The 18,364-nt window shown below is 66.7% G+C and carries 17 protein-coding genes, 1 pseudogene and 1 riboswitch; of the genes and pseudogenes, 9 read left to right on the top strand and 9 right to left on the bottom strand.

All coding sequences use genetic code 11. The annotated features are described in order from the left end of the window. Positions 1 to 168 precede the first annotated feature (168 nt). Together sufC and K7472_RS31115 are read left to right on the top strand one after the other, a co-directional pair. Positions 169 to 405: pseudogene (gene sufC / locus K7472_RS31120) on the top strand (Fe-S cluster assembly ATPase SufC); the annotation flags it as partial. Positions 406 to 699: 294 nt separating this feature from the next. Then, entirely contained in the window at positions 700 to 1,011 is a 312-nt protein-coding gene (locus K7472_RS31115) for a hypothetical protein (protein ID WP_222982427.1), read from the top strand. Positions 1,012 to 1,062: 51 nt separating this feature from the next. Here K7472_RS31115 and K7472_RS31110 read toward each other — a convergent pair whose 3' ends face one another. Then, positions 1,063 to 1,299: a hypothetical protein gene (locus K7472_RS31110; protein ID WP_222982425.1), complete on the bottom strand. Its 237-nt coding sequence runs from the start codon at positions 1,297 to 1,299 to the stop codon at positions 1,063 to 1,065. Between the two features lie 467 nt (positions 1,300 to 1,766). Here K7472_RS31110 and K7472_RS31105 point away from each other — a divergent pair, with 467 nt between their 5' ends. Further along, positions 1,767 to 2,468: an ABC transporter ATP-binding protein gene (locus K7472_RS31105; RefSeq protein WP_372458146.1), complete on the top strand. Its 702-nt coding sequence runs from the start codon at positions 1,767 to 1,769 to the stop codon at positions 2,466 to 2,468. Between the two features lie 279 nt (positions 2,469 to 2,747). On the opposite strand, the gene K7472_RS31100 is transcribed toward K7472_RS31105, so the two are convergent. From K7472_RS31100 to K7472_RS31075, 6 genes are all read right to left on the bottom strand, one after another. Further along, positions 2,748 to 3,119, bottom strand: coding sequence for a hypothetical protein (locus tag K7472_RS31100; protein WP_252396534.1), 372 nt, complete (start codon positions 3,117 to 3,119; stop codon positions 2,748 to 2,750). Positions 3,120 to 3,342: 223 nt separating this feature from the next. Beyond that, positions 3,343 to 3,407: riboswitch (Fluoride riboswitch) on the bottom strand. A gap of 97 nt (positions 3,408 to 3,504) precedes the next feature. Continuing rightward, the gene (locus K7472_RS31095) at positions 3,505 to 3,789 is read right to left on the bottom strand and encodes a DUF211 domain-containing protein (protein ID WP_222982422.1); all 285 of its coding nucleotides are present in this window, start codon (positions 3,787 to 3,789) and stop codon (positions 3,505 to 3,507) included. 395 nt (positions 3,790 to 4,184) lie between these two features. Then, positions 4,185 to 6,275, bottom strand: coding sequence for a catalase (locus K7472_RS31090; RefSeq protein ID WP_222982421.1), 2,091 nt, complete (start codon positions 6,273 to 6,275; stop codon positions 4,185 to 4,187). Positions 6,276 to 6,357: 82 nt separating this feature from the next. Further along, complete coding sequence (locus K7472_RS31085) at positions 6,358 to 7,968, bottom strand: P-loop NTPase family protein (protein WP_222982420.1); 1,611 nt, start codon at positions 7,966 to 7,968, stop codon at positions 6,358 to 6,360. A 188-nt stretch (positions 7,969 to 8,156) separates the two neighbouring features. Next, positions 8,157 to 9,143, bottom strand: a complete 987-nt coding sequence (locus K7472_RS31080; RefSeq protein WP_222982419.1) for a phosphotransferase family protein — start codon at positions 9,141 to 9,143, stop codon at positions 8,157 to 8,159. Continuing rightward, entirely contained in the window at positions 9,143 to 10,450 is a 1,308-nt protein-coding gene (locus K7472_RS31075; protein ID WP_222982417.1) for a PP2C family protein-serine/threonine phosphatase, read from the bottom strand. Before K7472_RS31075 ends, K7472_RS31080 begins: the two co-directional genes overlap by 1 nt. 587 nt (positions 10,451 to 11,037) lie before the next feature. Here K7472_RS31075 and K7472_RS31070 point away from each other — a divergent pair. The 3 genes from K7472_RS31070 to K7472_RS31060 all read left to right on the top strand — a co-directional run bounded on the left by K7472_RS31070 (position 11,038) and on the right by K7472_RS31060 (position 14,991). Beyond that, a complete protein-coding gene (locus K7472_RS31070; protein ID WP_222982415.1) occupies positions 11,038 to 11,610 on the top strand; it encodes a manganese efflux pump MntP in 573 nt (190 codons plus the stop codon). Between the two features lie 256 nt (positions 11,611 to 11,866). Beyond that, complete coding sequence (locus tag K7472_RS31065; RefSeq protein WP_222982413.1) at positions 11,867 to 13,480, top strand: MutS-related protein; 1,614 nt, start codon at positions 11,867 to 11,869, stop codon at positions 13,478 to 13,480. Beyond that, positions 13,477 to 14,991 (top strand): MutS-related protein, encoded by a 1,515-nt coding sequence (locus tag K7472_RS31060; protein WP_222982411.1) that lies wholly within the window; start codon positions 13,477 to 13,479, stop codon positions 14,989 to 14,991. Before K7472_RS31065 ends, K7472_RS31060 begins: the two co-directional genes overlap by 4 nt. A gap of 165 nt (positions 14,992 to 15,156) precedes the next feature. Here K7472_RS31060 and K7472_RS31055 read toward each other — a convergent pair whose 3' ends face one another. Both K7472_RS31055 and K7472_RS31050 read right to left on the bottom strand, forming a co-directional pair. Next, positions 15,157 to 15,705 (bottom strand): hypothetical protein, encoded by a 549-nt coding sequence (locus K7472_RS31055; RefSeq protein WP_252396533.1) that lies wholly within the window; start codon positions 15,703 to 15,705, stop codon positions 15,157 to 15,159. Positions 15,706 to 16,146: 441 nt separating this feature from the next. Then, on the bottom strand, positions 16,147 to 16,707 hold the full coding sequence (locus tag K7472_RS31050) for a hypothetical protein (RefSeq protein WP_222982409.1): 561 nt from the start codon (positions 16,705 to 16,707) through the stop codon (positions 16,147 to 16,149). 42 nt (positions 16,708 to 16,749) lie between these two features. On the opposite strand from K7472_RS31050, the gene K7472_RS31045 reads away from it, so the two are divergent. The 3 genes from K7472_RS31045 (at position 16,750) to K7472_RS31035 (ending at position 18,258) form a co-directional block, all read left to right on the top strand. Continuing rightward, entirely contained in the window at positions 16,750 to 16,917 is a 168-nt protein-coding gene (locus tag K7472_RS31045) for a hypothetical protein (protein ID WP_222982407.1), read from the top strand. Between the two features lie 58 nt (positions 16,918 to 16,975). After that, positions 16,976 to 17,787, top strand: a protein-coding gene (locus K7472_RS31040; protein ID WP_222982405.1) for an IS5 family transposase whose coding sequence is annotated in 2 segments (ribosomal slippage) — positions 16,976 to 17,323 and positions 17,326 to 17,787 — 810 coding nt in all. Because the reading frame shifts where the segments join, the coding sequence is not laid out codon by codon here. Between the two features lie 36 nt (positions 17,788 to 17,823). Continuing rightward, entirely contained in the window at positions 17,824 to 18,258 is a 435-nt protein-coding gene (locus K7472_RS31035; protein WP_222982403.1) for a DUF6086 family protein, read from the top strand. Positions 18,259 to 18,364: the final 106 nt, after the last annotated feature.

Here is an 18,364-nt window from a genome sequence, read left to right as displayed (position 1 = left end):
GCCGGGACAACACACGTAGCCGTCGCGCTGACGGAACTACGGGTGGTCGACGGCTCTCGTCGTCGAGGCAGTCACCCCTACGCAGGCCTTGAACGCAGCCAGACCCCTTCTGCCGAGATGCTGCTCCCTGGAGGCGGGATTCGCCGGCCGGTTACTCACAGCCCCTGGCTGAGCATCGACGCGCTGCGCATCGTCTCGGAAGGCATCAACCGGGTCCGCTCCACCGGCCGGGTGGCTGCGCTGCTGATCACGCACTACACCCGCATCCTGCGCTACATCCAGCCCGACTACGTCCACGTTTTCGCCGATGGAAAGATCGTGGAATCGGGCGGTGCTGAACTTGCCGAGCAGTTGGAGGAGGAGGGCTACGAGTCCTACGTGAAGGGTGCCGGGGTGCATGGCTGAGCAGCGCCATCGCTGGATCCGTACGAAGACCGCCGTCGCAGCACGGCACGCGTGGTCGTCTGCGCGGCTATCCTGGAAGTGGTGGTGGATCCCACCAGACCGCGGATGAGCGGTCGACACGCCGTAAGGCCGATGGTTCCTGGCCTGCCCCGGGCGGCGGTAGCTCCTGGACCGCCCGTAGGTGGGGGTGTAGGTCGTGGCCCGGCCGCAGGGCGCACCTCATCGGACGCCCGAGGCGGTCCCGCGAGGTCGGCCGCGTCCTACCCAGCAGGCGCGAGATCCTGGGAGGCGGTCATGACCAGCGGAGCCACTACCCATGCGGCGAAGAGTCGGGCGGACGCGGCGGCCGCACAGCGCGATTCGGTACTCGCCAAGGCTCATGACACCCAAGGGCTGGTGCGCAGCAAGCTGTACCCGCACAGCGACGCGATCCAGCTCGTCACGTACGACGGTGAGTACCTCGGATCGATCCGCTTGGCCGGCGGACCTGCCCGGCAGGCGAGCTGGGTCGCGGTGCCTGAAGGACAACTGATGACGGCAGGCACTTTCCACAGCCCCAAGGCAGCCGCCAAGGCGCTCGGCCTCGCGGCGGACAAGGCGGTGTGAACCCGGCGCCCTGCGCGCCGGACCCGCTCTCACACTGGACGCGGGGGCGGGCTATCCGGCTGCCGCGACACCCGGCGGACCGTCCCATGCGTCAGGGCCGCCGCCGCGCCAATCGACGAGTTCCGTGTCATCCAGTTCGATGTCATCCGGTTCGTACCCGGCTTCCCACAACATCCACAGGACGTCCATCCGCGAAAGCGCGTACCCGGCCTGTACACCGTCAACCGTCACACGCCGCCCCTTCGGGCCGGGCGGGTGAACCACCACCGGATGGTATTCGCCACGCACAACTCCATTGTGCGCCACGGCACACCGGATGTCCGAACGGACGAGGAGCCGCGGCCACGACCCTGCCTCGTCGCAGCGATCGCTGCCGCGTCAGCAGCCGCCTACGGGCTACAGGTGTACATGGGCACGAAGGCGTGAGGAGCCGGCCAATGGGCCCGTTCGTACGCCTTCGGCTGGAAGGCACCGTGGGGCACGCTTACCGTGGTGTCCAAGACGGTGGAGGGGCTCACCGCCGAACCGCGGCCGGAGGCCGCCAACGGTCCCTGCTGAGAGGCGGGAACCGGATGAGCACTTGTGCCGCGAACGACCCGGGTGACGCGACCGGCTCGATCCAGGTCCCGGGCGGGCCTGGTGGCACGACCACGACGTCCCCGACGTCGTCGGCGCCCCCGGCCGGGTCGGCCACGGCCGCGCCGGGCGAGCTGTCCGTGCTCGTGGACGATCTCCATGTGACCTACCGAGTGCCCATGGCAGGGGGACGCAGGGGCGGTGCCCCCGGGGCCGTATGGCGGATGCTGCACGGTGAACGCGGTGCGGGAACGCGTACGGTGCGGGCGGTGCGCGGCGTGAGCCTGATGACCCGCCGTGGCGATGTGATCGGCGTGATCGGCCGTAACGGCTCCGGCAAGTCCACCCTGTTGCGAGCGATCGCCGGTCTTCTGCCGCCGGACGCGGGACGCGTCTACGTGCGGGAGCGGCCGTCGCTGCTGGGCGTTGATCCAGGCCTGATGGGCGACCTGAGCGGTGAACGCAACATCGTGCTCGGCTGTCTGGCGATGGGAATGTCGGCGCGCCAAGTGCGGGACGCCTTCGCCGGGATCGCCGAGTTCGCGGGGCTCGGCGAGGCACTGGACCGGCCATTGCGCACGTACTCCACCGGCATGGCACAGCGGTTGCGGTTTGCCATCACCACCGCCGCGCCGCATGAAGTGCTGCTCATCGACGAGGCACTGGCCACCGGGGACGCGGAGTTCCGGCACCGCAGCGCGCGGCGGCTCGAGGAAATGCGGGCGGAGGCGGGGACGGTGTTCCTGGTGAGCCATTCGCTGGCGGCGATCGAGGAGAGCTGCGGGCGGGCGGTGTGGATGGAAGCGGGTCGTGTGCGTATGGACGGCGGCGTACCGGAAGTGCTTGCGGCGTACCGCGAGAACGAGGCGCACGGTGGCTGACGAGGGTTCAAGGCGCGGGGGCTCTGCGGCTGGTCCGCTGGAGTCACGACGCATCGAGCAGTTCGGTGTCGGTCCGCAGGCGCGTAGGGCGGCAGAGCACCGGGCGGACGAGCTGTGGAAGTCGGGCACGACCGCGCGAGTGGTGTTCCGGCCCGAGTACGGCGGCTGGGCCGTTGTCGTCCTCCCTGGGCGCCCGCCACTGCGGCGCCGTTGATCCGGCGAGCGTGCCGCCGCCCGGCCGGGCGGGAGAGGCGTGGACCGGGTGACAGGTAGTTTTCCTCACTCCCACGCTTGATCCGGCAGGCAGGTGACCACGCGGTGTGGCATGCCGGCTGCCTGGGCCAGTGCTCGTGCCGCACCGTGCAGGGAACGGTAGTTGCCGATTTCGTGTGCGATTGGTTCCTGTGTAGCGATCCAACGAGCGGTGGTCCCGGTTCGGTGCCAGCGGGCGCGGCCGAGCAACTGCCCGTTGTATGCAATGAGCTGGACGACCGGGTGGTCGGGGAAGAGCGCTACGCAGGCGAGCCCACGGTGCTTGGCCAAACGGGCGATCGCCCACTCCTGACACAGATGCCACTTGGCGTTCACAATCGTGCATTGCGCAACCCTGACTATCGCCGCTGCCGCGTCTTCGTACTCGGTGGCAGCCACCTCAGCCACCCAGCGCATGCATCGCGCGGGCATCCACGTGTATCGGGCGTACTGCTTGGTCCCGAAGGAGGGCAGTGAGCCCTCGCCATTGCGGGGCACAGAAGGATGCCGCGCGCCCAGGGTGTCGAGAGGTGGATGCTATCTGCACACCGAATGGCGTGTGCGGGTACATACGAATGGCCTCCACGGTGATCGGCCGCAGAGCCCATTCGACTTTGCGGCGTTCCTCGTAGAGGCCATCAGCACCGGCTGGTGCGGGTAACGGCGAGCCTCATCGCCGCCAGGAGTCTGCCCGGCCTCGTCCGTGTGTATGCCTCCTGTGAGCCGCTCTTTGCGACGGGGGAGCCGAGGTCCGGCCGTCCCGCCCGCTTCTCCGTCTCGCGGCTCACCGCCGCCGCAGCCTGCCCTCGATCAGGCGGTCACCGGCGACCACCTGGTCAATGCTGTGCACGACGGCTCCGATGTGCTCGATGGAATGGATCAGCACGTCGACATTGATGTCCGGTCCCTCCACGGTGACGTCCGTTCCGACCGTCTCGATGTCGATGTCGGTGACGATGACACTCACGGCGTCAACGCCCTCCGACGCCTCGATCGTACGGGCCAGAAGGACGAGATCGGGTTCTTGGACGGTCTTGTCGATGTCGAGGACGAGACGGCGGATCGGCATAGTGCCTCCGGTCGGAATGGTGCTCGGAAACGGTCGATGCCTCCCGGTACCACGGAGAGCACCCGAATACACCATGAGGTCGGGAGACTGCGGCGCCCGGGGGCGTGCGGTCGGTCCGGCTGCTCGAGGCACGAGGCAACGCCCTTCTGCCCGAAGCCGCTGGAGGTATCCTGGTAATTGGCGCTGGAACCCGCCGGACCGCCTCGAAGCGGTCCTCCTCGCCGACTGCGGCCAATGGTTCCTGCTCTTGCCCGACGGGGTGGTCCCTCCCTGGCCCCCGGGCAAGGAGAGCGGGCTGTGGTCCGGTGAGCGTGGCAAACGGCGACGCTGATCCTCGACCACAGCCCACCGAGCGGCACCGCGAGCACAACGGTCCCCGTCGGGAGCGCCGTCGTTCAGCCGAACATACCGGGCCGCACGGGAAAGCGGTGTTGCTCAATGGCGGAGACGAACTCCCTGGTGACCCTGTCGGCGACCTCACCCGCGCCGACGCATAGACCCTGGCTCGGGGCGGGATCGTCCACGACGGTCACAGGGAGCCCGGCGGCGTGCATGAGCCTGCTGGCTTCGCCCAGCATGGCCAACGGTTTCCCGTGCCGGTAAGCCTCGGCCACGAACCGCACCGCGGCAGGGTCGGCCTCCAAGGTTTCGACCGCTTCGGCTCCTCCCGGTACCGCGACCGCGTCGTAGAGTACCGAGGCCGCCGTGCGCAGGGCGCGGTCCACTTCGATCGCGGTGCCGTCGGCGCCGCCCACGATGCCGCCCTTCTCAGCCAACACCTCCACAACCGCCCCTTCGTCAGCCAGTCGCTCCCGCATGGCATCCGTCTGGGCTGCGTCTGTGCCTTCCGCCACCAGCACCGCCACCTTGCGGGTGCAGATACCGGGAGCGCGCAGGTTCTCCTGGCTGAGGGCCGGCGAGACTTCCTCGCTCCCACGTCGCGACTGGGTAGGTGCAGTCATGCCGAGGCCGTCGGCCACTTGAGCGGCGAGCTCGGGGTCGACGTTGCCGAGGTTGTCCACCATCCGCTGTTGCACAGCGGCGGATTCGACCTTGCCCAGCTCGAAGCGGAACGCTTCCACGATGTGGCGCCTTTCCCAGTCGGCCATGCTGTTCCAGAACAAAGCGGCCTGGCTGTAATGGTCGTCGAAGCTGGCGCTGCGTACGCGGATCTTCTCGCCGTCGATTCGCTCCTGGTAGTGCCGGAACACTCCGGCACCGCCGCCCGCCCCGGCGTGCGCTGGGCATCCGCCTCCCAGCGAGTTGGGAAAGTAGTTGGTACCTGGGTGAATGACCTGCTGGCCGTAGCCGTCGCGGTGATTGTGGTGCACCTCCGCGAGGGGCCGATTGATGGGAATCTGGCTGAAGTTGGGGCCGCCGAGCCGGATCAGTTGGGTGTCGAGGTAGGAGAAGTTGCGGCCCTGGAGCAGCGGGTCGTTGGTGAAGTCGATGCCCGGCACCACGTTGGCCGTGTGGAAGGCGACCTGCTCGGTCTCGGCGAAGAAGTTCTGCGGGTTCCGATCGAGCACCATGCGTCCGATCGGACGCACCGGCACCTGCTCCTCGGGGATGATCTTCGTTGCGTCCAGCAGGTCGAAGCCGAAGGCGTGCTCGTCCCCCTCTGGTACCAACTGCACACCCAGCTCCCATTCGGGGTGGTCGCCGGACTCGATGGCCTCCCACAGGTCACGCCGGTTGAAGTCAGGGTCTCGGCCCGCCGCGATCTGAGCCTCGTCCCACACCAGTGAGTGCACGCCGAGTTTCGGCCTCCAGTGGAACTTCACCAACGTGCCGCGACCGTCGTCGGTGACGAAGCGGAAGGTGTGCACCCCGAAGCCCTGCATCATGCGGTAGCTGCGGGGGATGGCGCGGTCCGACATCAGCCACATCAGCATGTGGGTGGACTCAGGCTGAAGCGAGCAGAAATCCCAGAACGTGTCGTGAGCGGAGGCGCCGGTGGGCATCTCGCTGTCCGGTTCCATCTTCACCGCGTGCACGAAGTCCGGGAACTTGACCGCGTCCTGGACGAAGAACACGGGAAAGTTGTTTCCGACAAGGTCGTAGTTGCCCTCCCGGGTGTAGAACTTGGTGGCGAAACCGCGCACGTCTCGCACGGTGTCGGCCGAGCCCCGTGGGCCTTGCACCGTGGAGAAGCGCACGAACACCGGCGTCCGCCGCCCGGCCTCGCCGAGGAAGTCGGCACACGTGTACTCGGCCAGTGACTCGTAGGCCTCGAAGTAGCCGTAAGCGCCGGCACCGCGGGCGTGCACAACCCTCTCGGGGATGCGTTCGTGGTCGAAGTGGGTGATCTTCTCCCGGTTGTGGAAGTCCTCGAGCAACGTCGGCCCACGTGTCCCGGCGCGCAGCGCGTTGTCGGTGTCGTCGATACGCACCCCCTGGTCCGTGGTGAGGGCGCTGTGCTCGGGATGGGCCCGGAAGCCATCCAGCTGCCGGTTCTTGGCGTCTCGCGATTCGTCTGTGGTCACGGCTGTTCCTGTCTTTCCTCGGTCTCTTTCGAGTCGTCGGTATGAGTGCGCGTCCGTGCCTGGCGCGAAGAGCAACACGCGGTCAGGAGCGTGTGCGGAGCGCCTGGATGCGCTGGGCGAGTTCGCCCAGCGCCTTCTCGCGTCTTTCGGCCGCGGTCAGTCGCGTGGCGGCCTGGGATTTCGGCAGCGCGGCTATGTGAGCGGCTTCCGTCAGAGCGTCCTCCAGACTTGCCACGCAGGCGGTGACGCGTCGAAGAAGGGCCTGGGAGAGGTTCTGCGCGGCCTCGGAGAGTTGGTGTCGAAGGCTGGACCGAGCCCGCCCTACCTGTTGCTCCGTCAAGTCACGGGCCAAGTCGCTCAGATGACGTGAGACGTGGCCACGTCCGAGCCGTCCGGGAAGATGGCCTCGGGCCACGTAAGCCAGCAAGTTCGGCCGACTGTTCGTATCCGGTGGCGAGTAGGCGAACCAGCCGTTGTCGTCCGGCTCGATCGGCTCGGCAGAAATCCTCAGATCCAGGTCCAGTAGGTCTCGGGCCGCTGCTCTCACCGTCGTCAACTGGGACTCCTGGCCTGCCTCGGCCGCCCGCGCCAGCTCGTGCATGGCTTCTTGGAGCCGTACGGCCTGCCGACGGCACCAGGAGTTCGTACCCTCAGCGACCGTGCGCGTGAGAAAGGCCAAGCCTTGTTCGTCCAGCTCTCCCGTCGGCAGGTCCTGCCAGTCTCCGGACAGCCGTGTGTCCAAGGACCTTTCGATCGTTACTCGCAGGCGCTGGGCCTGCGTTCTCGCTGCCGCGTCCGTCTCCTCGGACAGGCGCCTGACCTCCTCGGTGATGGCCTCGGTGACATTCCGGCGAGACGCACGGATTCTCGTCAACTGCGCCTGAAAGTGGCGAACCTGTGCCCCGTTGCCGGACTCTCGCAGCGCATGGGCCCGAAGCAGCAGTCGGGTCTCGTCCAGGAGCGTGCTGATCACGTGATACGCCTGGGCAGCGACGGCGTCGGTCAGTTGCCGACCATGATCCGCCGGGACCTTCTCGTGGAACGCTGTCATGAAAGCGGACCAGCGAAGGGCAGAGAGGGTGTCGCGGCCGCCGCCGCTCATCGCGATCTCGGCTGAGACCGGGTAGACCGCCAGTTCACGACCGTAGGCGGCTTCCACGCAGGATCTGGCGACCAAGACCGTCTCGGCCAACTCCTCGGCGCCAAGGCGGTCTGCCTTGTTCAGCACGACCAGCGCGGGTACCGCGGCTTGGCCGGCCTTGGTCAGCCGTGAGCGTTCGGTGGCCGACAGAGGGAAGTCCGCGGTGAGCACGACGATCACGACGTCCACAGCCGCCCACGCCTGGCTTGCCTGTGCGCCGTCGTAGACGGAGTCGGCGGGCGGCGCGACGATCAGCTCCACACTCCCGCTGACGCCCTCGGGGGAGCCCACCGGCACCGTGGCCGATATCGACGTGGAAGTCGAGGCGTTCGTGAGCACCGCAGCCCGCCCGACGAGCGCCTCGACGAGGCTTCCTCTGCCCCGTTCCTCCTCGCCGACGACCAGGACCCGCAGGCAGTCTGTCGTCAGTCGGCGGAGCAGTCTTCCTGCTGTCGCGGTCCCCTGGGTGCCGTCAAGCTGCCCGAGCTCGTCGAGCGTCCTGATGAGTTCTGTTCGCTGCTGCCGGCCCGAGACCAACCCGTCCTCCTGCACGCCGAATCACGAGTGCAGGGACCGTTGGCGGACATTCCGCGGTTGAAGGCGGGCCCCACCGCCACTTAGCTGCGTACCTCGCCACCGTGCTCAGCAAACCGCCCATCGCGAAATCCCATCCCCCCGCTCCTCCGCTCCGCCGTAAGGCCTCCCTGCCGTAGGCGGCTCTCAAGACAGGCGTCTTCAGCTCACCAAGGCTTGCCCCCACGGAGGATGCGTTCCCAGGAGGCGATCCACCCGTGATGAGGTCCTGGCCATGTGTTGTCACCGAGCGCGACCCGGTAATGGACGCACTCGATGAGTGTGGCCACTACGTGAGGCGCCGTCTTCGGCCACGTTGCCGCGCCGCCGGACCGTCGGTAGGAACGCCAGAATCTTCCGGCGGCGGCTTCGCCGGCTCTGGCGTGTCCCCGTCGTGCGACGGACATGCTGATCAATTGCGCCATGGCCCGGCCTGGGTCGGCGCCTTCGTCGCGCAGGGCCAGCCTGTCGGTGTCGATGGCCACGACGGCGTGACCACTGATGAGGACGTTCTTCGGGTGCAGGTCCCCGTGCGAGACCACCAACGGCCTGCCCGCCGAACTGGCGAGCCGCTCGCGTACTTCTCGCCCGACAGCCTCGACGCGGCGCTCTGCCGCCCTGTCGCCGATCTGGTCCTGCAGCTCCGCTACCTGTTCGGCTGTGCGATACGGGTATGGCGTCCTGGGGAGTTCGGCGACGGAAGGCGTCACGCGGAGTCGCTGCAGTGCACACAGCCACCGGGCCACACCGTCCGAGGCCGCGTCCCGCCCGTCGCCGCCCAGGACGGTGTCGGCCCAGGTGCTACCCGGGATGAACTCCCGGACGAGTACGCCTGTGTCCTGGTCGTACGTGAATGGCCGGGGCACGCGGTAGGGCGAAGGGCTTCGAAACCCCGAGCTCCACAACAGGTCCAACCCCCGGTACACGTCCGGGAGGGGCATCCGTTCGGAGCCCGGGTCCACGAGCAGGCGAACGCCCAGGGGCCGGCCGCCTTCGTCCTCGTAGAGCAGTTCGCCGATCTCGAAGGACTTGCCGTCATGCAGCCACTTGTCGGTGGGGTGCCAGCTCACCGGCTGCCAGCGGCCGACGCGTACGTCGGGCAACCCGCCCACCCAAGCAGGAAGCGCTCGCGCGGAGACAGCGTTCATCTTCATCAGGACAGGACCTGTGTCTGAGCCGGCACGCGCAGAGCGAGAATGGCCACGTCATCCTGGTGGCCGTCGGTGAGACGCTCCAACAAGCCGTCGCAGAACTCTTCCAGCGGCAGGTGGGCCAGGCTTGCGCCATGCTGCCGCAGCCGGGTCAAGCCGCGACTGATGTTCTCACCAGGCCGTTCGATGAGCCCGTCCGTGTACAGCAAGAGCGTGCTGTCCGGTGGAAGGGGAGTGAGGGCATCGCCGCGAGCGATCGACGTGTCCACCCCCAAAACCGGCGCCAAGCCGTCTTCCAGCAGTCGGCTGCCCTCCGTGGGGCTGGTCAGCAGGGGCGGCGGGTGACCGGCGTTCGTCCAGTGGGCCAGCCAGGGCCCGGAGGGCGGGGTGTAGACGCGGGTGATGACCGCGGTGACCAGTTCGGTGCTGCTCAGGCCCTGCATGGTGCCGTCGAGGCGACGCATGACGCCTGCGGGCGAGTCGCCGCTGTCGAAGGCCAGGGCTCGCAGCATGTTGCGCAGTTGGCCCATCCGCACCGCCGCGGTCAAGTCGTGCCCCACGACATCGCCGATCGCCAGTACCGTCGAGCCGTCGGGCAGGGCGAACGCGTCGTACCAGTCGCCTCCGACCTCGACGCCCTTGCGGGCGGGTACGTAGCGGGCTGTCAGCTGGAGCCGGCTGAAGTCGGTGAGCTCCGGCAGAAGTGAGCGTTGCAGTTGCTCGGCGGTGTTCTGCTGAAGGGCGTACAAGCGCGCGTTCTCCAGAGCCAGGCCCGCGCGGTAGGCCAGGTCGCCGGCGATGTCGACCACTTCCTGCTCGAACGGTCCGGAGGACGCCGGCCGCACCAGACTCAACGCGCCGAGAACCTCTCGATGTACCTTGAGCGGAATGATGAGCACCGTTCCGGCGTCCAGTCCCCGGTACAGACGCAGCTGAGCGGCCTGGAGCGACCCGGGTTCCGCCGGCGGCCCGAAGTCGGTAGTCGCCAACGGGCCGGCACCCCTGAGCACCCTGGCCAACGGAGCGGGTGAGTCACCGGGGCCGGGAGGGGGGTTGTGCGGGGGACGCGGGAGACGACGCGCGGTGTCGCGGTGCACAGTGGTGACCCGGCGCACCCGGCCGTGCTCCACCAAGTCGATCACGCAGGCGTCGCCCAGGTGCGGCACTATCAGCCGCGCGAGACGGCCCAGCGCCTCGTCCGCGTCGAGAATGCTCGCGAGCGCCACACTGGCGTCCGACAGCAGGCGCAGTCGCGACCTCGCCCGCTCGAGGTCCCGTTTGACGTCCGCCTGTCCGTCGTCGACGCTCACCGAGCCTCACCGCCCCCTTCATCGCTCCGGCTTCCCTGCACCTTCTGTGCCAGCGAATCACCTACCCGCACGTGATACCCGCCAAGACGCCGTCGCGCCATGCCCCGCCAGGACCGCAGGAGGCGTGTGTCCTGCTTTCGGCCTACCTGAGCCGGTCGAGCCGGGATCCGTGCTCTGGAGTAGTTGAGCGTGCGGCGTGGTACTGGAAGAGAACCTCGGGTTCCGGAGAACGGTCCGGCCGGCTCGAGTCGCCTGCGGCCAAAGCCCTGCGCCGGGCGAGGTGCACGCCACCCCTGTACGTCGGCCCCCGTCGTGGACTCAGGCCAAGAACCGAGGAGGAACGGTTTCGTGCGTTCCACCTTCACCACGACCGACGACTATCGTCGGGCCGCCCCCTGCTCCCCCCTGGGCAAAACACCATGGAACACGGACGAAGTTGACGTTCGGCCCGTGGGAAGTGCCCATGGGAGCCGCCGACGGTCGCCGTCCGCCATCGCTTCCTGTTCGGTCAGCGGGTTCGTCCTGGTCGCGCTTTCTCCGAGCCAGAGGGTGGGTCCACACATGACGCGCGGCAAGCAGAGGCGCCGATGAGCTGGGTGAACGGATTCATCACCGCCAACCTGATCGGCATCGGCACCAACTTCGACAACTCCGGTATCGGAGTCGCCTACGGCACCGCGAAAATCAAATTTCCCCACCGGATCAACGCCCTCGTGAACGCCATCGGCTTCGCCAGCGCGTTTCTGGGTGCCTACGTCGGTGACGCGACTGCAGGCTACTTTCCTCAAACGGCGGCACGTTGGACAGCGAGCGCTGTGCTGGCCTGTGTGGGCCTCATCTACTGGTACTCCGCCTACGTGCGCCCGCGACTCCGGAAGCAGAAACGGGATGTGTCTCTTCCCCACCCCGGCTGGCGCCAAGGGGTGCTCCTCGGGCTTGGCCTGTCCATCACCAACGTCGCCAACGGCTTCGGAGCCACCGTTGCCTCCTCGGCGCCGCTGTGGTCGATCGTGATCGCCATCACCGCGTGGGGCTACGTGATGATCTGGCTGGGCAACGTACTGGGGATCGGCCTCCTCTCGAAGCTGGTGGGAACGTACGCTCCCTTGGTGGGCGGGCTACTGCTGCTTGTGGTCGCCGGGCACGAAGCCCTCGGCTGACACACTCTCGTCAGCCGTACCGTGAACGGGCGACGACCACGTCGATGCCACCTCCTTCAGTGCCCCAGCGGAGTGACATCGCCGCGACGGCCGACTTACCACTGACGTGTGAACGTCCCCCCGACCGCCCCGGGTGAGAGCCAAGGCGCTTCCGGTGGGTTCCCAGAACGGAGCACTTACCAGGAGTGCCTTGGCGCGCCTCCACGCGTGATACCGCGGTCTCGCGGGTACGCGTGGACTGAGCCTGGAGGCGCAGATGGTCGAGACCTTTCCCAGCATCCTGTTCGAGACCGCTGACGAGAGCCCGAGCACACGGGGGGCCGGCGGTGCGGGCAGCACTGAGACGCATGACCCGGACTACTTCACCGACCTCAACCTGGACCAGCTCTTCGAGGTCGTCACCGAAGATCGCCCTGGGTACGACCTGCTGCCCTTGTACCGGCGACGGTTGCGCACGGCGGACGCCGTGCTCTACCGCCAGGAGGTCTTCCGCGACTTGGAGAATCCCGCGCTCGCCGAGGGCGTGAAGGCCTTTGCTGAGCGGATGCGTGAGACACGAGCCCGCCTACGGCAGGGCGCCCGGCTTCGGCACCGCTACCAGCAGCAGAGTTGGCTGCTGCGATCAGTGGACTCCTATCGGCAGGCCGTTTCCCATCTGGTGCAGACGCTGAAAGAAGCCGACCTCGGCTCACGGGGGCTCCGCGCCTTCCGGGACCACCTCGTCGAGTACGAACGCGGTACCGCCTACACCACGTTGCTGGAGGAGACGGCGACGACGCAAGAACGTCTCACGGCGGTCCGCTACTGTCTGACGATCACGGGTGGCAAGGTCAAGGTGACGCGTTACGACGACGAACCGGACTACGGCGCCGAAGTGGTCGCCGGCTTCGAGAAGTTCTCGCAGGGACAGACCCAGGACCACTCCGTCCGGTTCCGGGAGCCGGTGGAGCTGAACTCCGTCGAGGCCGCTGTGCTCGACCGGGTGGCGTTGCTCTTCCCCGAGGAGTTCCAGGAACTGGACGCCTACGCCGAACGACACGGCGACTTCGTGGCCGAGGCCATCGCCACGTTCGATCGTGAGGCCCAGTTCTACCTCGCCTACCTCGACACCCTCGTGCCGCTCAAAGAAGCCGCACTGGACTTCTGCTACCCGCGAATGATGGCGGGAGCCACGACAGTGGAGGGCCAGGGGGTCTTCGACGTGGTGCTGGCTGACCGCCTGGCCCGGACGCGGACCACCGTCGTGCCGAACGACTTCCGTCTCGAGGCCCCCGAACGGATCCTGGTGGTCTCAGGGCCGAACCAGGGTGGCAAGACCACGTTCGCCCGTACCATCGGGCAGTTGCACCATCTGGCCGCGCTCGGCTGCCCAGTGCCAGGACGTGAAGCCGGCCTGCTGATGTGCGACGCCGTCTTCACTCACTTCGAGCGAGGCGAGAACCTCAAGGACCTCAGCGGCAAGCTCAAGGATGACCTGGTGCGCATCCATGACATCTTGGAGCGCGTCACTGAGAACAGCATCGTCATCATGAACGAGGTATTCACCTCCACCACATTGCACGACGCGGTCGACCTCGGGACAAAAGTGCTTCGGCAGGTCATCGACGCCGGTGCGCTGGGTGTCTGCGTGACATTCGTGGATGAGCTGTCCGAACTCGGGCCGGCCACCGTCAGCATGGTCAGCACCGTGGTGCCGGACGACCCTGCCCGACGGACCTTTCGGATTGTGCGCAAACCGGCCGACGGCCTCTCCTACGCCCTGGCCGTAGCGGACAAGTACGGCCTCACTCACGACAAGCTCGCCGAACGGATCAAAAGGCTGGACGCGTCAGACGGCAGCAGCTCTCGACCGGCGAAGGACAAGTCATGAAAGCCTTCTTGCTCCACGAGGACGCGGACTTCCTCTGGGAAGCGGACTGCCCGCCCGAGGCCGAAGACCTCACTCGGGACCTCGGCCTGGACGTACTGTTCGACGCGATGGCTGGTGAGGACTCCTTCATGCGGGGTGTCTGCCGGCTCGTACTGTTCCGTCCTCTCACCGACCCTGACTCCGTGCGCCACCGGCAAAAGGTCTTCGCGGACTGCCTCAAACAGCCGCGCATGGCCCGGGACCTGTTCAACCTCGCGCTCGATGCCATTGCCACTGAGCACAGGATCTGGCCCAGCCTCGTGCGCAGCGCTGAATCGACGATGTACCGGGCCGTGCAGGTGATGGAGATGTTCATCGAGCGTCTCCACGCGCTGCGCAACCTGGGTGACGAGTACGGCACGCAAGTGGCCTCTCCCGGCTTCACCAAGTTCTTCGAGATGGTCGAGAGGGAACTCGACGATGACTACTTCGGCATCGTCGATGAACACCTGCATCGGCTGAAGTTCAAGAACGGGGTGCTGGTCAGCGCACAGCTGGGCCCTGGGTGTCGAGGTGCCGACTACACCCTGCGCACCCCACACCCAAAGCCTGCTCTGAAGGACCGCATCACCCACAACAGCCCTCCCTCCTACAGCTACCGCGTTCCCGACCGTGACGAGGCGGGTGCCCAAGCCCTCTCCGAACTACGGGATCGCGGTATCGCTCTGGCCGCCGACGCCTTGTCCCGCTCCACTGACCACATCCTGAGCTTCTTCACGATGCTCGCTCGCGAACTGGCCTTCTACGTGGGCTGCCTGAATCTCCACGAGAGGCTGCGAGACAAAGGCGAACCACTCTGCACTCCTGAACCGCATCCACCCGGTACCCCTGTCCTCATCGCTCGTGGACTCTACGACGTCTGCCTCAGCCTGCGGGAAACAGAGCGAGTCGTCGGCAACGACATCGACGCGGCCGGCGCGAGGTTGGTGGTGGTCACCGGAGCGAATGAAGGCGGCAAGTCCACCTTCCTGCGCAGCCTGGGCCTCGCACAGTTGATGGCACAGGCTGGGATGTTCGCGGGTGCGGAATCGTACGCCACGGACCTGCGGGGGCAGATGTTCACCCATTATCGGCGCGAAGAGGACGCCGAAATGGAAAGCGGGAAGCTGGACGAGGAATTGGCGAGGATGAGCACCATCGCGAACCAGGTGTCCTCACACGACATGGTGCTGTTCAACGAGTCCTTCGCAGCCACCAATGAGCGCGAGGGGTCGGAACTGGCCCGCCAGATTCTGCGCGCATTGGTCGAGTCCGACGTCAAGGCCGTCATCGTCACCCATCTGTTCGACCTCGCGCATCGTCTCCACACGGAGCACTCGGAGGATGCCGTGTTCTTGCGCGCACAGCGCACTGCCGAAGGTACCCGTACCTTCAGGCTGGAGCCCGGGGAGCCCCTGCCGACCGGCTACGGCGAGGACCTCTATCGCGAGGTATTCGGCTCGGACCCGGGGCCCGTTCACCCGGCCCGGTAGCGGGAGGGCTGTGGTCTGTGGCCCGTCCACGAGCCTGCGACGGCTGCCCGTACTTGAAGCTCAGCAGGTTCATGGGAACACACGCAGCGATCAGCTTTTGTGCTCTGCTCCACAGGCGACCCGCCAGGTCGCAAGTGAAAGGAGCCTGTCGCGACTGCGGTGCTCCTATGTGATGTGCAGCCATACGCCGATCCACGTCACCGCGATCCCTCCGCATCCCATCAACACACACCAGCGCCATGCACTTGCGGACAAGGTGCGGCCCAGGGCCGCACCGAGGACGGCTAGTGCGCCGATGGCCAATACCAATACCAGCCAAGACAAATTGGGAAGCAGGGCACCCGCGAGCAGCGGTACGACAGAACCGACGAAGCTGGCAAGGCAAGCAACTGCCATGGCGAGCAGCGACCGGCCGAGCGCCAGTCGGCCAAGCCGCGTAGCTGCCAAATGCCCCCGAGATGTCAAGTTGAGTTCTCGTGATGCCCGTACCAGTTGTGCGCGTCGCTCAGCATAGTCTGAGACGAAGACGGAGAAGGCGGCCGTTACCAACGCAACGAACGCGACTCGGACGGCGAGGCCGTAGCTGATCGACCCGCCACCGCCGATGAGAGAACCAGCTGCCAACGTCAGCGCGTTGAGCAGCCCATCGGTCAATCCGAGTACCAATGGCAAGCGTGTGCGAGAAAAAAGACCACGAATGGAACCTGCCGTCATGTCCGCCGCGCCTTACTGTCATGCGTGCTGTCCTCCATCGCCACGACCTCAGGTCGGCAAAAGGGCACGGCTGCTGACGCTGCCACGGTAATGCCCACGATATCCACCTCTTTGTTTTCTAGGCGACGTATTCGTGCTCGCTCAGGATTCCTGGCATCGTCGCCAGAGCTTCAAGCGTGTCGTTGTTCGGGCGTACGCAGCCAATCATTGCCCATCGACGTGTACAACCAGAGCTTGGCTCGCTTGAACCTCCGGAGCAGGGTGAACTCCTGACGGTGACAGTTGCTCGAAAGAGCGCTGGCACAGGGCTACTGGCGCAGTATAGATGCAGTCAGGCCTTGCAAATCTCTGGGGCGTCTACTCCAGTCGGGGCGCAGCAGGACAGTGGTCGAAGTAATTGTTTCATGAGGTATGCGATGAATCGTGTTCGTCGCTGCAGATTCACCAGCCGCCAAGCCTGGTGTTCCGGCTCCGCAACGAGCTAGTTACACCTCCGATTGAAGCCGGCTTGTGTGTGGCGGGAATGCAGACCGGATCCACTTCGCATATCGCCAGGGCGAGGTCGTCGCGGGCTTGGAGGTAGAGGCGACTCGTCGGGGTGTCCGCATCGTACAGGTCGCCCATGTACCGGACGGTGGCGGCCAGCGCTGTCCGTAGCGCTGCGGGAAGGCGCGCGTCGGCATCGAGTAACCCGCGTGTTTGCTGGTGCAGTTCGGGGACACGGAAGGTGATGTGGTCGGGGACGCCGGTGTCGGCGATCAGGCCCGTGATGGAGACCAGGTCGTCGTCGGTGAGCCCGGTGAGGAAGGCGTGGAGCCAGCGGCGGTCGGGCGGGGGCGCGAGGCGGTGGACGGTGTGGGCGAGCAGGGTGAGGCGGCGGCGGGCGAGGTCGCTGGTATTCGCGAGAGTCAACACGGCTCCCTCGTCGTCACGCGTGGCGAGCACTCGAACGAGTTCCTGGTAGCCGGTCAGGTCGTTGTGGACATGGTATGCCTGGCACATCGGCGTCAGGTCGGTGGTGACACGGTCCCGGTGGACCGCGCGGTGACCCGCAAGGGCGAGCGCGAGGTGGAGAGAGCAGAGCAGGTAGGGTGCGAACTGGCCGGCGTGGACGCGCAGGATGTCGTCCTCGGTGACCTGTTCGGGGTCGACGGTGGTGTCGAGGCGGAGTTGTTCGGTCTGGCCCCGCGACCTGGGCGGTGGCCGTGGTGAAGATGTCGTTGAGCATTAGAACGTCGTTTCTGTTGGTCGTGGCGTTCGTTGACAGGACATGACGACCCTTGCTGAGCGTCTGGTGCCTGACGAACTGTGGGAACTATTCCGCCGGGTAGTTCCGCCGGCGGAAGTGGTGCGCCCGCAGGGCGGCGGTCGACGTCGTGCAGGTGACCGCGAGGTTCTAACCGCGATCGTCTTCGTGGCAACGTCTGGGTGTACCTGGCGGCAGCTGCCGCCAATGTTCGGCCCGTGCTGGCAGACGGTCTACCGGCGTTTCGCCCTCTGGAGCCGAGATCGGGTCTGGGCTCGCCTCCACCGGGTGATCCTGGACGAGCTGGGTGCCCGCGGCCAGCTGGACTGGTCGAGATGCGCGGTCGACTCCGTGAGTCTTCGAGCTGCAAAAGGGGGCAGCTAACGGGACCGAATCCGACCGGCCGGGGAAAGTTGGGATCGAAGATCCACCTGGTCACAGACAGAAACGGTCTGCCCTTGTCGCTGGGCATCTCCGGCGCGAACCTGCACGATAGCCAGGCCCTGGAACCGTTGATCCGAGGCATCCCGCCGATCTGCTCCCGCCGCGGACCGCGGCGCCGACGCCCCGGCAAGCTCCACGCCGACAAGGGATACGACTACGACGGCCTCCGGCGGTGGCTTCGCAGCCACCACATCACCCCACCGCTCGCCCGGAAGGGAGTCGAGTCCTCGCAGAGACTCGGCCGGCATCGCTGGGTGGTGGAGCGAACCGTGTCCTGGCTGGCCGGATGTCGACGGCTCCACCGCCGTTACGAGCGCAAGGCCGAGCACTTCCTCGGCTTCGTCGGCATCGCCGCCGCGTTCATCTGCTTCCGGCGCCTCGCGGCGGCTTGACTACGATTCCGTCGTGGACAACAGGGAAACGCAGCGGTGAGCCAGTACTTCGACCTGGGCAAGCAGACGCTCTGGAACCCGTCCAACGGGGCGGCCAGGCTCTTCCTGCGACAGGTCTACGTCTTCGAGGCGGAACTCGGCTTGCCCTCCGGCCTCGGGCAGATGCGCGATGACGAGTGCCAGATCGACCCCGCAGCCCTGAAGACGTTCGCTGAGGCCCTGCTGGAGCAGCATCTGCGAACAAGCCACACCGTCATGATCGCCCTCTCCGAAGGCTTCGTTGCGACCATGCTGGTCTTGTCCGAACGAGCCGGCATCGAACTCGCCTTGCCTACTGGTGACCCAGCGACCTGGGGCAGCACCAGGGACGTGCAGGTGTCGGGGCCCGCATCGGACACGGCCAACCAACGCACGCGCCTGGACCGGCTCCAGGCTCAGTCCCGCGAGCTGAGCCGCTTCATGGCCCGCTGAACGAACCTGCCCCGATCGGCGAGCCATTAGAAACCACGTCTTAGAACTCCTAACGAAATGATCTTCTGGATGGTTGGATCGCTCTGGGGCCGTTGATCCGGGGGTG

It is taken from the genome of Streptantibioticus parmotrematis (genome assembly GCF_019890615.1).
GTDB lineage: Bacteria > Actinomycetota > Actinomycetes > Streptomycetales > Streptomycetaceae > Streptantibioticus_D > Streptantibioticus_D parmotrematis.
Note: the sequence above shows the minus strand (reverse complement) of the source record. Positions and strands in the feature narration are given on the sequence as shown.